Here is a 17,255-nt window from a genome sequence, read left to right as displayed (position 1 = left end):
TGTCCGTGCGCTTCTTCTCCGACCTCAACCTGAACGGACCCACTCCGCTTCGTGCACAGCCCCGGGTCGGGGAGTGGGGGCCGGAAATGGTGCCCTCCACCCGCTGGAAGAAATGGGCCCGGGTGCTCGTTCCGATGATCGCGATCGGCCTGGCCGTCGGGGTGTTCTTCCTGGCCCGCACCTTCTACCTGATGCTCACCGGGGACGCGGCCAGCGCTTACTTCTCGTAGGTGACGGCCTTCAACACCTCCGGCCAAGTCAGGTCCAGCCGCCGCCCACCCAGGGAGATCAAACCCAGGGCGGCCAGGACACCCAGTACCGGCCCCACCGGCAGGAACACCCAGCCGAGCAGCGGGAAACGATAGGAAGCGAAGACCATCAGCGCCACCGGCAGCAACAGGATCACCGACCCGATCATCTGGAGCATGCTGGCGAGAAAAGCCGCCCCCTGCCCCTTCGACGTGCTGGCGAACGGATTGGTGCCCGGCGGGGGAGCGGTTCCATTCAGGAAGGAACTGATCAACAGGCTTATTCCCTGGTTGGCGATCAGGGCGCCCAGGCCCAGCCCGAAGGCGAACGGGAAAACATTCCACGCCCCCAGCAGTGCCGAGGCCAGCACCGTGGTCAGCGCGAACGTGCCCCCGTAGGTCAAGGAAGTCGCCATGAGACGACCCAACCGGTCCTCGAAACCCCGGATCCCGGAGACCGCGTGCAGCCACAACGCCGAACCGTCCATGGGCGTGTCCTGCAACGTACCGATGCCTCCCAGCCAGACGGCCAGGGCAACCACAAACCAGAGGAACTCGGGGGTCAGTTTCTCGTCCCGGACCATGTTCGCGAAAACCACGAAGAAGGGCGTGGCCATGATCACCAACACCGAGGTGAATCTGCGGGGGTCGCGTCGCAGATACCGCAGGTTCCGGGCGGCGATGGCCCCGGCGGGGTCCGGGGGAAACAAGCGGTCCAGCCAGGGCGAGGACACGGTCTCGGCGCCGCTGCCGGCGCTGGGCAGGGGACTGGTCAGGGCCCGGTCCAGCTGCCGGGACCACAACCAGGTCATCGCCGCGAGCAGCACCAGGGCCAGGGCGAGGCGCAGCGCCGCCAACCCGAATTGCCCAGCCGCCAGGTCGACGGGCAAGCTCCAGACCCAGCCCATGGGGGTCCAGCCGGTGGCGCCGCCCAACATCTCGACGGTTTCCCAGTTCATGCCGAGAGCAAACATTCCGCGACCCAGCAGCGGGATACCCCAACTGACCGCGATCAGGCCGAGCAGGAGCACCACGTACAAGAGATCCCGGCTCCTGCGGGCGGCCAGCCAGTGCGACAGGGCGGTGACCAGGATCCGGCCGGCGAGCATTCCCGTCACCACGCCGAGGACCGTGGACGCGATACCTGCGACCGCCAGCAGCGGGTCGGTGGCCCAGCCGATCACGAAACCGCAGCAGACCAGGAGGGTGAAGGCCCCCGGTAGGGTGAACAGGTCCGAGACCAGCAGGGGAGCCACCAGATCACGGGACCGGAGCGGGAACAACACCAGGCGCTGCGGGGACACGGAATCGTCCATGGCGAAGAACAACACCGACCCGAAGGTCCACACCAGGACCAGGGTGGCGCCCGCCGCGAGCATCAATGGGGAACGCGCATCGGGCAGATGCCCCAGGGACGCCAGTCCCACGGTCAGGCCGATGAACAGCGGCAGCATCATCAAGGCGAGCAGCAGGTATCCGACCGTCGCCCACGGGCTGCTCCTGAGAGAGGAGAGCTGGGAGCGAAGCCTCACAGCGACGAGCGGCGCAACCATTGCAGCGTCTCCTCCCCGGTCATCCGTCCCTGACCGACCAGCTCCACGAATTTCTGCTGAAGGCTCGCGTCACCCCGGACCTGGTCCACGGTGCCCGAGACCAGGATGCGCCCGGCCGCCATTATCCCGACCCCGTCGCAGATGCTCTCCACCAGCTCCATGACGTGGCTGGACAGCAGCACCGTGCCACCACCGTCCACGTAGTCACGCAGCAGGTCGCGGATGACCTGGCCGGAAACCGGATCCACGGCTTCGAGGGGTTCGTCGAGGATCAACAGCCTGGGGGCGTGGATCAGGGCGCTGGCCAGCGAGATTTTCTTCGTCATGCCGGCTGAGTAGTCGGCGACCAGTTTGTCGGCGGCATCCGCGAGATCCAGCACGTTCAGCAGCTCCCGCGAACGTTCCTCGACGACCTCGGGGGCGAGACGACGCAACCGGCCGTTGTAGCGGAGCAGCTCGGAGCCGGTTAGGCGATCGAACAGCAGCACCCCGTCGGGCAGCACCCCGATGTGTTTCTTGGCGGTCACCGGATCCGACCAGACATCGTTGCCGAGCACCATGGCCGTTCCGGAGTCGGGCCGGAGCAGGCCACAGATCATGGACATCGCGGTGGTCTTGCCCGCGCCGTTCGGGCCGACCAGGCCGAACAGATGCCCTTGGGGGATCTGAAGGCTCAGGTTGTCCACGGCCACCTTGGGACCGAAACGTTTGAGAAGACCATCTGTGACCAGAGCTTGGTTCATGGTCACAACTCTATGGAATCATGTGGCCCGAATCGGGCGGAATCAGCGGGATGACTGCGCATCGCGCAGGATTATCACCAGCTGCACCCGATCCCGGAGCTGGAGTTTCGCCAGGATCCGGGTGACGGTTTTCTTGGCGGATTCGGGCTGGATGAAAAGCCGCTCACCTATCTCCGCGTTGGTCATTCCTTGGGCGACGAGCCCCGCCACGTCGCGTTCCCGGGGGGTCAACTGCCCGAGGCGTTCCTGCGCCGCGCGCTGCTGCGGGGTGGTGGAGTGCGGCATGTGTCGTTCGAGCAGCTGCCGGGTGATGCGTGGGGTGAGGATCGCGTCGCCCGCGGCGACCGCCCGGAGCGCCTGGTGAAGATCAGCGGTCCGGGTGTCCTTCAGGAGGAAACCGGAAGCGCCCGCCCCGAGCGCACCGAAGGCGTAGTCGTCCTGGTCGTAGGTGGTCAGCACCAGCACCTTGACACCGGGATGGTTTCCGGTGATGGCGGCCGTGGCGTCGATGCCGTTCAGGACCGGCATCCGGACGTCCATCAGGACCACGTCGGGCCGGGGCATGTGCTGCCGTTCGAGGGATGCGAGCTGGTCGAGGGCGTCCCGCCCGTTCTCGGCCTGCGCGACCACCCGGAGATCATCGGCCTTGCCGATCATGAGGGCGAGCCCCATGCGCGTGGCCCGCTGGTCGTCGACGATCATCACCGTCGTGGTCATGGCCGCTCCTCGGGCAGGACGGCGCGCAGACACCAGCCGCCGGCGGTGACCCCCGCGGTCAGGGTGCCGCCGCGGGATGCGACGAGACGGGTCAGGTTCGCCAGGCCGTGGCCGGGTGCACCCGGACCCTCTGTCCGGCCGTCATCGGTGATGGTGATCGTCGTGGCGGTCGGTGTGTGGTCGATCGCGACGGTGACCCGGGTGGCGTCCGCGGCGTGGCGCATGACATTGGTCAGGGCCTCGCGGACGATCGTGAAGGCCAGCCCGGCCAGGGCCGGATCGGCGGGACGTGTGCCGGTCCTGGTCGATGCCACGGCCAGGCCGGCCCGCCGGGCGGTCGCCAGCAGCGGATCGAGATCATCCCAGGTGCGGGTGGTCGTCGCAGCCAGGAACTCGTCGGCGGGGGATGCGGGATGAAGCGCGTCAACGGCGCGCCGGGTATCTGCCAGTCCCTCCCGGGCCAGGGCGTTGATGGTCTCGATCGCGTCCTCGAGTACGGGATTCCCCGTGGTCTCCCGCAGCCCCTCGGACAGGGCGATGATGGCGGTCAGGTCGTGGCCGACGCTGTCGTGGAGCTCGGCGGCGATCCGCGCCTGGCGGCGGGCGGCGTCGCGTTGATCGGTCAGCTGACTCTGCCGCGCCCGTGCCGCCAGTTCGGCGTCGCGATGACGCAGCAGGTCACGGCGCGCCCGGAAGGTCAGGGCCACGGCGACCACGGCCGTGAGAACGAACAATGACGAGATCGTCCCGCCGGCGAAACCCGCGTTCGGTCCGCCCTCGAGAACCTCGGGGATGATCAGGCATGCGGCTGCCGTGCTGATCCCGGTGCAACACGCAAGGACACCGGCCCGGGAGGCCAGGGCGTAGGCGCCCATCAGCATGGGAAGGGCGTAGTAGCTGTGGGCCCCCGCCAGCACGAGGCCCGCAGTCAGCAGGACCAGACCGGTGGTGACGGCCGTGACGAGCGGCCAGCGGCGCCGGAACAACAAGGAGGCGATGCTGATCGCGGTGAACGCCACCCACCAAGGGACGGGCAGCACGCTTCCCGCGCCCTTGAGATCCAGCAGCCGGTAGGTCATGAAGGACTGGAACAAACCGATCATGCCGGCGCCGATCCAGACGGGTTCAGAACTGGCGTGCCAGGCCCCGGCGACCTGATCGATGAAGGTCCTCGGGGCCACGGGCGGCTGCGGCGCGCTCATGGGGTGCGGGTGATCCTGCGCAGCAGCGCACTCGTCCAGAACACCACCCAGACCACCGCTATGGCACCGGCCACCAGCATGGAACCCACGGATGTGATGCTATCGGGTTGGCGGGAGGCGAAGGCCGAGGTGATCAGGGAGAGCGGATACAGACCGGCCAGTGACGGAGCCGCCAGGCTCAGGACGAATCCCCCGATGGTGGTCAGCAGCAGGATGCTCATGATCGCGGCGAAGGAACTCGCGATGATCCCGACCCACATGACGAACACCTCGACGACCCAAACCGACAGGGCGACGGGTACGACGCGGGCCAGGTACGGGCCGAGTTCCGCCGGGTCGAAGCCGAGCAGCAACCCGGTGACGGCGAACTCGGTGAGGAACACCAGAGCGGTCACCAACGCCGTCTGCGCGGTGTGCAACAACTTGCCCGCGACCATGGCGCCCGCCAGCCCGGAGGCCGACATGCGCTGCCAGTTCCGGCCCTCGTGCTCACCGGCGGCGCTCTGGGCGGTGAAGGCGCCGATGACCAAGGGGATGAAGAGCATCGACGACATCAACGAACCCTGCCCCCAGATGACGGCCCAAGTGGCCCCTTGGGCGAAGAACTCAGCACGGTACTCCATGAAGTGGGCGTATCCGGAGAGCAGACCGACCGCGCACAGCAGGGCCAGCGCCGGCCAGTACCAGAGGTTTGAGGCCTTGCGGTTCTCCCACAGCCAGGCCGCCCGCACCGAGGGGCGGGGCCGGGGCGGTCTCCGGTGCCCGGTGGGAAGACGGTCGATTGTCTTGGTGCTCATCGGTGATTCTCCTTGTATTTGACGACAGACCGGGAGATGCAAACCCAGGCGGCGGCTGCGAGAACCGCCCCGAGCGCGTTCACCCAGGGATGGGCGACGAGCGCGGTTTCCATCCCGGTTTGTCTGAGCAGCTGCGTGCTCACCGGATTCGCCGCGGCCGGCAGCCCCCAGGGCAGCGCCCAGCCCAGCGGGGCCAGATCCATGAAGGGCAGGGCCGAAGAAGTGATCCCGGCCACGACTGCCACCCCCAGGCCGATCGCCTGCTTCTCCAGGCAGGCCGCCAACGCCAGCTGCACCGCCACGGTGGCCACCGAGGCCGCCAGCAGCACAACCAGCCCCGGCCAGAGCGCTTCCTGATATCCTGCGTCGCTCCTCAGCCCGAGCCCCGGCCCGGCAGAAGCGAGGAGCCCGATGAAAAGCGACTCACCTGCCGCGATACTCGCGGAACCAACCACCAGTTTCGCCGTGAACCGTGTGGCCGCCCGCTGCTTGAAGGCCGTGAGCAGCTGATCCATGCGTTCCTCCGTGTCGAGCGTGACCAGCCTGGAGGCCAGCAGGGCAGCGACGATGGGCATCAGCAGCAGTCCCAGGTACAGGGGCTCGGTGAGGCTCAGAATCATCAGGCGCGCCTCCACCACGCCCGTGCTGCGTTTGAGCGTCATGGCTGCGAGCCAGAGCAGCTGAAGCGCGATGGCCCCGGAGGCCATGAGCCAGTAGTGTTTGCGTTTCATCTTGCGGAACTCCATGCCGACGGCGGTCATCGCTGTACCTCCTGTCCGGCGAGGGGATCGGTCAGTTCCAGGAAGGCCTGTTCCAAGCTCTTGCGAACCGTCTGGACCCGGAACAGGGTCTGGCCGGCCTGGACGATCCGGGTCACCAGGTCCCCGACGAGCGGGTCGGGGAGCATCGGGGTGCGGATGACGCCACCGGTGACCCGATGCCCGATCCGGTGCGCCCTCAACAGGGCGGAAACCCCGGCGGGATCGGCGACCGTGAACTCGATGACCCCCTCGTCCCGCAACCCCGACAACGGTCCCTGGTAGCGCAATCTTCCGGCGCAGATGATGCCCACCGAGTCAGCCATCTGTTCGATCTCCGACAGGATGTGGGAGGAGACGATCACGGTCACCCCCTCCTGCCGGGCCAGGGCCACGATCAGCTGCCGGATCTCGGCCACGCCGGCCGGATCCAGACCATTGGTCGGCTCATCCAGCAGGATCAGTCGCGGATCCGCCAGCAACGCCATCGCCAATCCCAGGCGTTGTTTCATGCCCATCGAGTACCGCTTGACCAGTTTGGACTCCTGACCCGTCAAGCCGACCGTCTTCAGTGCGTGCTGCACCCGGGGCCCGGGCAATCCCAGGTAGTCCGCGAGCATTGTGAGGTTTTCCCTGCCCGACAGGCTCGGGTAGTACGACGGCCCCTCGATCAGCGACCCGATGGCCCCGGATGGCAGCGGCGACCCGGTTCCCACCGGATGACCCAGCACACTCATCCTTCCCGATGTCGGTTTCACCAGGCCCAGGAGCAGTTTCATCGTCGTTGACTTTCCCGCCCCGTTCGGGCCCAGGAAACCGTAGACACCACCCTGGGGGACCTGCAGATTGATTCCGTCCACCGCGTTGAAATCCTTGTAGGACTTGGTCAATGCCTCCGTGGTGACCACCAGGTTCCTCGCCGGGTGCGGGCAGCGTGCTCCGCGTGGATCGATCCGGGCCGGAGCCGGCGTCATTTCTGTCGTGTTCATGACTCCATGGGATCCCGCGGCCGGTTTCCTGCGCACCCCGTCGGCGACAACTGTCCCCCTGGGGGGACCGAAACGGCTTGGAGGGGAGTGCCTGGAGGGTTCAAAGCCGATTCCGTTACGATCTTCCCCAATTCTCTGGTTGTTTCTGGGGGCCGTGGACAGGAAATTGAATGCGGAGATTGGGAGACGGGCAGCGCCGCCCGCGCACAGGGGTGACCAGGGCAACGGAGACCGTCGAGCGGATCAAACAGTTCATAACGACCAACGGGCTTCAACCCGGTGACTGCCTGCCCAGCGAATCCGACCTGTGCGACAGGCTCGGTGTTTCCCGGAGCTCGGTCCGGGAGGCCGTGAGGACCCTCAGCAGCCTGGACATCGTCGAGGTTCAGCACGGCCGGGGAACCTTCGTCGGGAACGTCACCCTCCATCCCCTGGTGGAAACGCTGGCCTTCCGCATCGACATGCTCCCCGGGGAGAACCAACAGGCGCTCCGCGAGGTGGTCGAGGTGCGGCGGGGAATCGAGCTGGGTGAGGCCGGGCAGGTCTGTTCCGCGCTGCGGGGAACCGGCGACGAGGAACTCCACCGGCTGGTCAACCAGATCGCCGAGGCGAGGAGGGAGGAGAAATCCTTCGCGGAGCTGGACCGTGGCTTCCACGTCACCCTCATGCGCCGCGCGGGCAGAAAGATCATCGCGGACCTGGTCGCGGCCTTCTGGGATGTCCAGGCCATGACACTGGCGAAGCTCCCACCGGGCACCGTGACGGACCTGCCCGGCGCGCACACGGAGATCCTCGGGGCAGCCGAGGCCGGGGACGTGAACGGCTACCGGCGAGCGGTCTGCAAACACTACGAACCCCTTCTCGAGAGGTTCCGGCGCTAGGATTGGCCACGCCCGCGGCAGCGGGATTGCAGACCAACTAGGAGAAACCGTGGCCCTGACCCCTCAGGAGGTGGCGCGGCTGGCAGCGCTGTCCCGGCTCGAACTGACCGAGTCGGAATGCGCTGAACTGGCCCCCGAACTGGAAGTGATCCTGGGCTCCGTGGCCCGGGTGGGCGAGGTGGCGGGCGATGACGTCCCCCTCATGACTCATGCGCTTCCGCTGACCAACGTGATGCGCCCCGACCGGGTACGCGAATCCCTGCCCCAGCAGGCGGTGCTGGCGGGAGCCCCCGACGTCGAGGACGACCGTTTCCGCATTCCCCGGATCCTGAGCGAGGACTGAGCCGTGACCGAGATCATCACACGAACGGCCCACGAACAAGCCGACCTGCTCGCGGCGGGCGAGGTGAGCTCCGTCGAACTGACCCGCGCCCATCTCGACCAGATCGAGGCGGTTGACCCGGCCCTCAACGCATTCCTGCACGTCGACGCCGAAGGCGCCCTGGCCGCCGCGGCCGCGATCGACGCCCGCCGGGCCAAAGGTGAGGAACTCGGCCCGCTGGCGGGAATCCCCATCGCGGTGAAGGACAACTTCTGCACCACCGGGATGCCCACCACCTGCGGTTCCCGCATCCTGGAGGGCTGGATCCCGCCCTACGACGCGACGGTCATCGCGCGCCTCAAACAGGCCGGGCTGATCATCCTCGGCAAGACCAACATGGACGAGTTCGCGATGGGATCCTCCACCGAGACCTCCGCCTTCGGTCCCTCCCGCAACCCGTGGGACCTCGACCGGATTCCCGGCGGCTCGGGGGGAGGATCCTCCGCCGCGGTGGCGGGCTGCCTCGCCCCGCTCGCCCTGGGCTCCGACACCGGCGGTTCCATCCGCCAGCCCGGTGCCGTGACCGGCACCGTCGGGGTGAAACCCACCTACGGCGGGGTGTCGCGCTACGGGGTGGTGGCGATGGCCTCCAGCCTGGACCAGCCCGGCCCCGTCACCCGCAACGTCCTGGACGCCGCGCTGCTGCACGCAGCCATGGGCGGCCACGACCCCATGGATTCCACATCCATCGCGCAGCCGCTGCCCCCGCTGGTGGAGGCGGCGCGCCGCCGCGAGGTCGAGGGGTTGAGGATCGGCGTGGTCAAGGAGCTCGGCGGTGAGGGCTACGACGCCGCCGTCGAGACCCGCTTCACCGAGGCCGTCCAGTGGCTGCGCGACGGCGGTGCCGAGGTGGTCGAGGTGTCCTGCCCGCACTTCGAATACGCCCTGGCCGCCTACTACCTGATCATGCCTGCGGAACTGTCCAGCAACCTCGCGCGCTTCGACGCGGTGCGCTACGGGCTGCGGCTAGGCGACGACGGGTCCCGCGACATGGAGGCAGTCACCTCATTCACCAGAGGACAGGGTTTCGGACGCGAGGCCAAACGCCGGCTCATCATAGGCACCTACGCCCTTTCCAGCGGCTACCACGACCAGTACTACGGATCCGCCCAGAAGGTCCGCACCCTCGTGGCCCGCGACTTCGAGGCGGCCTTCGCCGAGTGCGACGTGCTGGTCTCACCCACCACACCCACCGTCGCGTTCAGGCTGGGGGAGCGCACCAGCGATCCGATGGCGATGTACAAGGCGGACCTGTGCACCATCCCGTCGAACCTCGCAGGCAACGCGTCGGCGAGTTTCCCCGTCGGGCTGAGCGAGGAGGGACTGCCCGTCGGGTTGCAGGTGATCGCACCCCCGCTGGCCGACGACCGGCTCTACCGGGTGGGTGGTTTCATCGAGGCAACCCTGGAGGACAGGCTGGAGGGGCCGCTGCTCAAACGGGCGAAACCCCTCGACGGAACAAGGGCGGTGTGGTGATGACGGACCTGATGGACTTCGACGAGGTCATCGAGAACTACGACCCGGCGCTCGGGTTGGAGGTGCACGTCGAACTCAACACGAAATCGAAGATGTTCTGCGGCTGCTCCACCGAGTTCGGGGCGGAACCGAACACCCAGACCTGCCCCGTGTGCCTCGGCCTGCCGGGTGCGCTTCCCGTGGTCAACGCGAAAGCCGTCGAATCCGCGATCCGCATCGGGTTGGCGCTCGGCTGCCGGATCGCGCCGTGGGGCAGGTTCGCGCGGAAGAACTACTTCTACCCGGACATGACCAAGAACTTCCAGACCTCCCAGTATGACGAACCGATCGCCTTCGACGGCCGGGTCGAACTGGAGGTCGACGGGGAGAGCTTCGTGGTCGAGATCGAACGCGCTCACATGGAGGAGGACGCCGGCAAACTGACCCACATCGGGGCGACGGGACGCATCCACGGGGCCGATCACTCCGTCATCGACTACAACCGGGCCGGCATGCCGCTGATCGAGATCGTCACCCGGCCCATCCTCGGCACCGGGGCGAAGGCCCCGCAGGTGGCGCGCGCCTACGTCGCCCACCTGCGTGATCTGATGCGCGCCCTCGACGTCTCGGACGTGCGCATGGAACAGGGTTCGCTGCGCTGCGACGCGAACGTGTCGCTGGCTCCCAGGGGATCGGCGGAGTTGGGAATCCGCACCGAAACCAAGAACGTGAACTCGCTGCGCTCCATCGAACGGGCCGTCACCTTCGAGATGCGACGCCAGGCCGCGATCCTCGCGGACGGGGGACGGGTCACGCAGGAAACCCGGCACTTCCACGAGGGCGACGGCTCAACCAGCCCCGGCCGCTCCAAGGAGGAGGCGCAGGACTACCGCTATTTCGCGGAACCGGACCTCGTGCCCGTGGCGCCCAGCGCGGAATGGATCGAGGAACTGCGCGCCACGCTTCCCGAACCCCCCGCCGAGCGTCGCAGGCGCCTGGCCGAGGAATGGGACATCGACGCCAGGACCATGGCAGCCGTCGTGGCCGCCGGGGCCCTGGACCTGATCGAGGCGACGGTGGCCGCGGGGGCCTCCCCGCAGTCGGCCCGGAAATGGTGGCTGAGCGAACTGGCCCGCCGGGCCAACGAGGCCGGCGTCGAACTGGATGCGCTCGGCGTCACCCCGGCCGATGTCGCGGAAACCCAGGCGATGGTGGATGCGGGAGAGCTGACCGACAAACTGGCGCGCGCAGTGTTCGACGGTGTGATAGCGGGCGAGGGCAGGCCCGGCGACGTGGTCGCCACGCGTGGCCTGAAGGTGGTCTCCGACGACGGCGCGCTGAGCGCGGCCGTCGAGGACGTGATCGCCGCGAACCCGGATGTGGCCCAGAAGATCCGCGGCGGCAAGCACCAGGCGGTGGGGGCGCTCATCGGGCAGGTCATGAAGGCCATGAGGGGCCAGGCGGATGCCGCCCGGGTCCGGGAGTTGCTGATGGAGAAACTGACCTGACCGGGCGGGCCCGGGCCGCTACAGGCCGCCGACGGCTTTCCGGAACTCCTCGACGGTCTCGGGTTCGGCCGTGATCTCGATGTTGGCTTCCCTGCCCGTCAGGAACAGCAGCAACTCCGAGGGTGGGCCGGCGAGACGCAGCGGCCGGTTTCCCCTGCCGTGACGGATGACCTCACCGATGGTGGGAACCAGGATGAGCTGCCCACCCCAGGCGCGCTGCGCCCGGAATGCCAGCACCCGGGCGGTGCGCAGCAACTCCGCCTGATCCTTGTCGGTGAGGTGCTGGCTCCGGCCGTTCGCGCGCAGCACGTCCTCGTGGTGGATGAAGAACTCCACCGCATTGACGATGCCGTCGAGCGGGCGCATCACCCAACCCGGGCGGCGCAGCTCCCTGACCAGGGCCGGGAATCCCTTCGAGTGCAGGGCCTCGACCTGGATACGTCCGGTGAGCTCGGCGAACCGTTTCGAACCGATCCCGGGCAGCGAAGCCGGTTTGTGTTCCCGGATCCACAGGTGCGCGGCCAGGTCGCCGACGTTCCAGCCGTCGCACCTGGTGGGGGCCAGCGGCCCGAGTTCGGACATCAGATCGCACAGCGACTCGCGCTGCCGGGAAGCAAGGCTCATGCCCCAAGCCTACGGGCTCGGGGCATGAGCCGCCTCGGTGGATGGCATCCGAGGTGAGGTCGCTTCAGCCCTTGATGCACAGCAGGGTCTGGAGCCTTGCCACGACCTCGACCAGATCGGACTGCGCCCGGATCACCTCGTCGATGTCCTTGTAGGCGGCCGGGATCTCGTCGATCACGCCGGGATCCTTGCGGCACTCGATTCCCCTGGTCTGCTCGGCCAGGTCCTCGGCGGTGAACCGCCGCTTGGCCTGGTTCCGCGACATCCTCCGGCCCGCGCCGTGCGAGGCCGACTCGTAGGAGGCCGGGTTGCCGAGCCCCCGCACGATGTACGAGCCGGTTCCCATGGAGCCGGGAATCACACCCAGATCATCCTTTCCTGCCCGGATCGCCCCCTTCCGGGTGACGATCAGTTCCAGGTCGTCGTAGGTCTCCACGGCCACGTAGTTGTGGTGGCAGCGGATCGGATCCTCGAAGGCGATCCGGGGGATGTGCCGTGAGAGGTCGTCGCAGATGCTGGCGAGCATCACGTCACGGTTGAGCAGCGCGTAGGACTGCGCCCACCACAGGTCGTGAAGGTAGGCCTCCATCTGCGGGGTGTGGCTCAGGAACACGGCCAGGTCCCGGTCCACCAGGCCCTTGTTGTGGGTGAGGGACTGGGCGACCTCCATGTGTTCCTGCGCCAGCCGGTTGCCGATGCCGCGGGAGCCGGAGTGCAGGGTCACCCAGATGCGGTCGTCGTCCCCGGCGCACAGCTCGATGAAGTGGTTGCCGCCACCCAGCGTGCCGATCTGGTTCACGGCCTTGATCTCGAGCTTCCTGAAGGAACGCGCGAGCCTGCGGGCCTGCAGCGACTCGAAACCCTCCCGCATCTCCCTGAACCGGCGCTTCAGCCTGCCGTGCCGGTCAATGGTGGGGGAGTGATCCCTGTGCGCCCCGTTCCCGACCGGGACGCCCCGCTCGATGGTGCGGCGAAGCCGGCCGAGACCGTCGGGAAGCCGGTCAGGACTCAGGTTGGTGCGCACCGCGGTCATGCCGCAGCCGATGTCGACACCGACCGCGGCGGGAGCCACTGCCTGGTGCATGGCGATCACGGATCCGACGGTGGCTCCCTTCCCGTAGTGGACATCGGGCATGACGCGCAGCCCGTGGGTCCACGGAAGGGCGGAGACGTTGCGGAGCTGCCTGATCGCGGGCTCCTCGATGTCGGTCTCGTCGGCCCACATGAGGGTGTTCACGGTGCCGCTCAGCGGCACCGGGTAGATGGACATGATGGTTCTCCTGAATCGAGAGGATCCGTGATGGGCAGCACCCATCCGCGGGGCCTCGAAATGTTGACAGGGGCAACCAGAGACCTCTCGGAGACGAGGCATGTGAGAAAACCGGCGAGAGGGCTCCGTGCCCCGGAACTCAGCGGGACTGCGCGGAGTTCGTGGGACGGGTTGAGGCGGCAGGACGCAGTAGACGCGCCGCGGTGCCGCGACCGAACTGCTTTTCCCTCATGATCCAACCTCTCGCTCACCCGGTGAACCGGGCCCGGCGCCTTCCTTGACGCCGCGGAGAAGCATGGCAAATTCACCGCCGAAACGCAACTTGTCGGCGAGGGCCACCCGGGCCGTCCGTGAGCGGGGTGGGCCGGCCCGCGCCTCCGTGTCCCCGTTGACAACAACCAAGAAGATTTGGTTTCGAAATAGATTGACAATCTACATAGTGAGGTGGTGCACTGGTTGCATGGCAACCAGTGCATGGCCCCCGGAGTGGCAACGGGGCCTGCTCCCAGCGGCGATCCTCGGAATCCTCGGCCGCCGCCCCCTCCACGGGTACGGCATCGCACAGGAACTCGAAAAACACGGCTGGGGTGTCATCCCCGGGGGAACTCTCTACCCGGCCCTGCGGGCCCTGGAGACCAAGGGGCTCGTGACGGGTAGCTGGCGGACCGCCGAACGGGGCCCGGCAAGGAAGTACTACCAGTTGACGCAGGCCGGCCTGGAGCTCCTGGTCCGGCAACGAACCCAATGGGACGCACTGTCCCGGTCGATGACACGGATCCTTGGCAGAGAGGCCGACCACGATGAATGAGAAAACGGACAAGTACACGGCAGAACTCGCACGCCACCTTCGCATCCGGGGCGTTGACGAGAAACAGGTCCAGGAGGCCGTCTGGACCGTCGAATCCCACACCGCCGACAGTGGCACCTCGCCGCGGCAGGCCTTCGGGAGCCCCCGGGACTACGCCCGAACCTTCACTCCTGCCACCACCGCAAGCCCTGGCGACACGCCCCTGTACCTGGCGGGCTGGCTGATCGGGACCCTGGCGGGTGCCCTGCTGATCATCTGCCTGAGCGCGCGGGGCCAGGAAGTCGTCCTGGGGTTTCTCCCCCCGGTTGCGGGCATCGTCCTCGCATCCGTGATCCTGGTCGCGTGGGGCGTTCTCGTCCTGGCCCGGTTGACCCGCCGCCCGAAACCCAACCCCACCGATCCCTCCGGGAGGGGCATTCGTTGATGCCTGGCCTCACGAATCCGACCACGACCTGCCGACCTCGGCTCCCGCATCACTGACGGGGTTCGCAAGGTCGGAACTCTGCGGGGGTCTCGGAATTTCTGTGACCCCTCCACGGCCTTTCGGGTTGGTCAGGCCAAGAGGTTGCGGGAAGAATGGCTCCATGAGATTGCGTGAGGACGTGGCCGCCCGGGTGCGGTTCAACTCCGACGGGCTCGTTCCGGCAGTCGCCCAGGACGTCGCCTCCGGGCAGGTGCTGATGCTGGCCTGGATGGACGAGGAAGCCCTGGCCCGCACCTTGACGAGCGGCCGGGCCACCTACTGGTCCCGCAGCCGTCAGATCTACTGGGTCAAGGGAGAAACCTCCGGCAACCACCAGCGCGTGGTCTCCGTTCATCTGGACTGCGACGGTGACACCGTGCTGCTGCGCGTCGAACAGACCGGGGCCGCCTGCCACACGGGCAATCCAAGCTGTTTCTTCACCGAGCTGACCGGAAGTGACGTCGAATGCTGAAAATCTCGCCAACCCTTGCAGAGTTCACGGAGCTGGCGAGAACCCGCCGTGTGATCAGCGTCCACGCCCGTTTGTTGGCCGATCACATCACCGCGATCGGCCTGTACGCCACCTTGTGCGGGGCGCGTGAAGGAACCTTCCTGCTGGAATCCGCATCGGAGGGGGTGTGGTCCCGGTACTCCTTCGTCGGGGTGCGTTGCGCCGCCACCCTCACGGAGCGCGGCGGGAAGGCCGTCTGGCTGGGCCGCGAACTGACCGGCATCGGTGACGGCGACCCGCTCGATGTCCTGCGCCAGACCCTCGCCGAACTCGCCACCCCGGCCACCGAGGGGTTGCCGCCGTTCCACGCCGGGATGGTCGGCTATCTCGGCTACGACGTGGTGCGGCGACTGGAGAAGCTGCCGGACACCTGCATCGACGACCTCGGGCTTCCCGAACTGGTGATGATGCTCGCCTCCCAGGTCGCGGTGCTGGACCACAGAACACACGAGGTGCACCTGATCTTCAACGCCATCAACTACGACGGCACCGACGAGGGTGTGGAACGGGCCTATCACGAGGCGCTGGTCGGCATCGAGGAAATGGCCGGGCGGCTCGCCGAGCCGGCCCCCTCCCTGGTGGAACCGGCGCGCGACGGCCTGGCCGACCTCGAGGTCAGGCGGCAACGCACCCCGGCCGAGTACGAGCAGGCGGTTCGGGACACCATCGCCGAGATCGAAGCGGGGGAGGCCTTCCAGGTGGTGGTCTCGCAGCGCTTCGACGTGCCCACCGAATCCGATGCGCTGGAGGTCTACCGGGCCCTCAGGCTGACCAACCCCAGCCCCTACCTCTACCTGCTGCGGCTGCCCGGGTTCGCGGTCATCGGTTCCAGCCCCGAGGCTCTCGTGACGGTCCAGGACGGCCTGGCCACCACCCGGCCCATCGCCGGTTCGCGGCCGCGGGGCAGCACCGAGTTCGAGGACCGGGAACTGGCCGCCGAACTGCTGGCGGACCCGAAGGAACGGGCCGAGCACCTGATGCTGGTGGACCTCGGACGCAACGACCTGGGGCGGATCTGCGAACCGGGCAGCGTCACCGTCCACGAGTTCATGCAGATCCACCGTTACAGCCACATCATGCACCTGGAAGCGGCAGTCAGCGGACGTCTGGCCGAGGGACGCACCGCGCTGGACGCCACCTTGGCCTGCTTCCCCGCGGGCACCCTCTCCGGGGCGCCGAAGGTGCGTGCCATGGAGATCATCGATCAACTGGAGGTCAGCCGCCGTGGTCTCTACGGCGGCGTGGTCGGCTATTTCGACTTCGCAGGCAACTCGGACGTCGCCATCGCGATCCGCACCGCTGTGCTCAAGGACGGCATCGCCCACGTCCAGGCGGGTGCGGGCATCGTCGCCGACTCCGTTCCTGGGAGAGAGGACGCCGAGTGTTCACACAAGGCGGCCGCCGTCATCACCGCGCTCCGCCGCGCTGCAAAGTTGGGAGAAACCGCATGACCGTGCTCGACGAGATCATCACCGGGGTCAGAGAGGATCTGGCCGTTCGCCAAGCCGATCAGCCCTTCGAGAAACTGCTCGAGCTGGCGCGGCAGGTGCCACCGGCGCGCCCCGTGGTCCCCGCCCTGCGGGCCCCCGGGCTGGCCGTGATGGCCGAGGTGAAACGCCGCTCGCCCTCCAAGGGGGACCTGGCCGAGATCACGGATCCCGCGGCACTCGCCACCGACTACGCCGCAGGGGGAGCAGCCGCGATCTCAGTGCTGACCGAGAAACGGCGCTTCAACGGCTCGCTGACGGATCTCGAGGCGGTCCGCGAGGCCGTGGAGACCCCGCTGCTCCGCAAGGACTTCATGGTGCATCCCTACCAGTTCTACGAGGCACGGGTTCACGGCGCCGACCTGGTGCTTCTCATAGCCGCCGCCCTCAGCGACGTGGAGCTGCGGGCCTTCCTGGACCTGACCGACGCGCTGGGCATGACCGCGCTGGTGGAGACCCACACCGAGGAGGAGGTGGAACGGGCCGTGAACGCAGGGGTCGAGGTGATCGGGATCAACAACCGGGACCTGAAGACCCTCGGGGTGGATCTCAACCAGTTCGGGAAACTCGCATCCCTCATCCCCGACGACCGGGTCAAGGTTGCCGAATCCGGGATCCTCAGCCTCGACGACGCCCGCAGGGTACGTCAGGAGGGAGCCGACGCCATCCTCGTCGGGGAGGCACTGGTTCTTCACGGTGATCCCCGCGCCGCCGTGGAGGAGTTCGCCTCGATCGACTGACCGTGCCGACCGGTGGGTTCTGGTTCTCCGGCGGACCGGGGGGACGGCCCGGACCGAGTGATCCGTCGCAGGAGAACAGGAACCGGGGCGGCATCGATGAATCTCGGCGATTTGGAAAG

The 17,255-nt window shown here is 67.6% G+C and carries 19 protein-coding genes; 10 read left to right on the top strand and 9 right to left on the bottom strand.

The window, feature by feature from the left end; genetic code table 11:
- Positions 1-5 precede the first annotated feature (5 nt).
- Positions 6-230: a hypothetical protein gene (locus ACO6D6_RS03430; protein ID WP_484783251.1), complete on the top strand. Its 225-nt coding sequence runs from the start codon at positions 6-8 to the stop codon at positions 228-230.
- Here ACO6D6_RS03430 and ACO6D6_RS03425 read toward each other — a convergent pair.
- From ACO6D6_RS03425 to ACO6D6_RS03395, 7 genes are read right to left on the bottom strand one after another with little or no spacing between them, the layout of a single operon-like run.
- The gene (locus ACO6D6_RS03425) at positions 218-1,801 is read right to left on the bottom strand and encodes a hypothetical protein (RefSeq protein ID WP_484783249.1); all 1,584 of its coding nucleotides are present in this window, start codon (positions 1,799-1,801) and stop codon (positions 218-220) included. The genes ACO6D6_RS03430 and ACO6D6_RS03425 overlap by 13 nt on opposite strands.
- On the bottom strand, positions 1,777-2,544 hold the full coding sequence (locus tag ACO6D6_RS03420; RefSeq protein ID WP_484783248.1) for an ABC transporter ATP-binding protein: 768 nt from the start codon (positions 2,542-2,544) through the stop codon (positions 1,777-1,779). Before ACO6D6_RS03420 ends, ACO6D6_RS03425 begins: the two co-directional genes overlap by 25 nt.
- Before the next feature lie 42 nt (positions 2,545-2,586).
- A complete protein-coding gene (locus ACO6D6_RS03415; RefSeq protein ID WP_484783246.1) occupies positions 2,587-3,261 on the bottom strand; it encodes a response regulator transcription factor in 675 nt (224 codons plus the stop codon).
- Entirely contained in the window at positions 3,258-4,463 is a 1,206-nt protein-coding gene (locus tag ACO6D6_RS03410; protein ID WP_484783243.1) for a sensor histidine kinase, read from the bottom strand. The genes ACO6D6_RS03415 and ACO6D6_RS03410 overlap by 4 nt, the downstream gene beginning before the upstream one ends.
- Positions 4,460-5,260 carry an ABC transporter permease gene (locus tag ACO6D6_RS03405; protein WP_484783242.1) on the bottom strand — a complete coding sequence of 267 codons (801 nt, stop codon included), beginning with the start codon at positions 5,258-5,260 and terminating at the stop codon, positions 4,460-4,462. The genes ACO6D6_RS03410 and ACO6D6_RS03405 overlap by 4 nt, the downstream gene beginning before the upstream one ends.
- Positions 5,257-6,021 carry an ABC transporter permease gene (locus tag ACO6D6_RS03400; RefSeq protein WP_484783240.1) on the bottom strand — a complete coding sequence of 255 codons (765 nt, stop codon included), beginning with the start codon at positions 6,019-6,021 and terminating at the stop codon, positions 5,257-5,259. The genes ACO6D6_RS03405 and ACO6D6_RS03400 overlap by 4 nt, the downstream gene beginning before the upstream one ends.
- Entirely contained in the window at positions 6,018-7,007 is a 990-nt protein-coding gene (locus tag ACO6D6_RS03395; RefSeq protein WP_484783238.1) for an ABC transporter ATP-binding protein, read from the bottom strand. Before ACO6D6_RS03395 ends, ACO6D6_RS03400 begins: the two co-directional genes overlap by 4 nt.
- A 170-nt stretch (positions 7,008-7,177) precedes the next feature.
- On the opposite strand from ACO6D6_RS03395, the gene ACO6D6_RS03390 reads away from it, so the two are divergent.
- From ACO6D6_RS03390 to gatB, 4 genes are read left to right on the top strand one after another with little or no spacing between them, the layout of a single operon-like run.
- Positions 7,178-7,888 (top strand): FadR/GntR family transcriptional regulator, encoded by a 711-nt coding sequence (locus ACO6D6_RS03390; RefSeq protein WP_484783236.1) that lies wholly within the window; start codon positions 7,178-7,180, stop codon positions 7,886-7,888.
- 49 nt (positions 7,889-7,937) lie between these two features.
- Positions 7,938-8,231 (top strand): Asp-tRNA(Asn)/Glu-tRNA(Gln) amidotransferase subunit GatC, encoded by a 294-nt coding sequence (gene gatC, locus ACO6D6_RS03385; protein ID WP_484783235.1) that lies wholly within the window; start codon positions 7,938-7,940, stop codon positions 8,229-8,231.
- Between the two features lie 3 nt (positions 8,232-8,234).
- Positions 8,235-9,746, top strand: a complete 1,512-nt coding sequence (gene gatA / locus ACO6D6_RS03380) for an Asp-tRNA(Asn)/Glu-tRNA(Gln) amidotransferase subunit GatA (RefSeq protein WP_484783233.1) — start codon at positions 8,235-8,237, stop codon at positions 9,744-9,746.
- The gene (gatB, locus tag ACO6D6_RS03375) at positions 9,746-11,233 is read left to right on the top strand and encodes an Asp-tRNA(Asn)/Glu-tRNA(Gln) amidotransferase subunit GatB (protein ID WP_484783232.1); all 1,488 of its coding nucleotides are present in this window, start codon (positions 9,746-9,748) and stop codon (positions 11,231-11,233) included. The genes gatA and gatB overlap by 1 nt, the downstream gene beginning before the upstream one ends.
- Positions 11,234-11,251: 18 nt before the next feature.
- On the opposite strand, the gene ACO6D6_RS03370 is transcribed toward gatB, so the two are convergent.
- The gene (locus ACO6D6_RS03370; protein WP_484783230.1) at positions 11,252-11,857 is read right to left on the bottom strand and encodes a maleylpyruvate isomerase family mycothiol-dependent enzyme; all 606 of its coding nucleotides are present in this window, start codon (positions 11,855-11,857) and stop codon (positions 11,252-11,254) included.
- Between the two features lie 64 nt (positions 11,858-11,921).
- Entirely contained in the window at positions 11,922-13,127 is a 1,206-nt protein-coding gene (locus ACO6D6_RS03365; RefSeq protein ID WP_484783228.1) for an RtcB family protein, read from the bottom strand.
- 460 nt (positions 13,128-13,587) lie between these two features.
- On the opposite strand from ACO6D6_RS03365, the gene ACO6D6_RS03360 reads away from it, so the two are divergent.
- The 5 genes from ACO6D6_RS03360 (at position 13,588) to trpC (ending at position 17,136) form a co-directional block, all read left to right on the top strand.
- Positions 13,588-13,935, top strand: coding sequence for a PadR family transcriptional regulator (locus ACO6D6_RS03360; RefSeq protein ID WP_484783226.1), 348 nt, complete (start codon positions 13,588-13,590; stop codon positions 13,933-13,935).
- Positions 13,928-14,359, top strand: a complete 432-nt coding sequence (locus ACO6D6_RS03355) for an HAAS signaling domain-containing protein (protein ID WP_484783224.1) — start codon at positions 13,928-13,930, stop codon at positions 14,357-14,359. The genes ACO6D6_RS03360 and ACO6D6_RS03355 overlap by 8 nt, the downstream gene beginning before the upstream one ends.
- Positions 14,360-14,519: 160 nt before the next feature.
- Complete coding sequence (gene hisI, locus ACO6D6_RS03350; protein WP_484783222.1) at positions 14,520-14,870, top strand: phosphoribosyl-AMP cyclohydrolase; 351 nt, start codon at positions 14,520-14,522, stop codon at positions 14,868-14,870.
- A complete protein-coding gene (locus ACO6D6_RS03345; protein ID WP_484783220.1) occupies positions 14,864-16,360 on the top strand; it encodes an anthranilate synthase component I in 1,497 nt (498 codons plus the stop codon). The genes hisI and ACO6D6_RS03345 overlap by 7 nt, the downstream gene beginning before the upstream one ends.
- Positions 16,357-17,136, top strand: a complete 780-nt coding sequence (trpC, locus tag ACO6D6_RS03340; protein ID WP_484783218.1) for an indole-3-glycerol phosphate synthase TrpC — start codon at positions 16,357-16,359, stop codon at positions 17,134-17,136. Before ACO6D6_RS03345 ends, trpC begins: the two co-directional genes overlap by 4 nt.
- Positions 17,137-17,255: the final 119 nt, after the last annotated feature.

This window comes from Arachnia sp. (genome assembly GCF_057238465.1).
The sequence above is the reverse complement of the archived record's forward strand: the minus strand, read 5'-3'. Positions and strand labels throughout refer to the sequence as shown.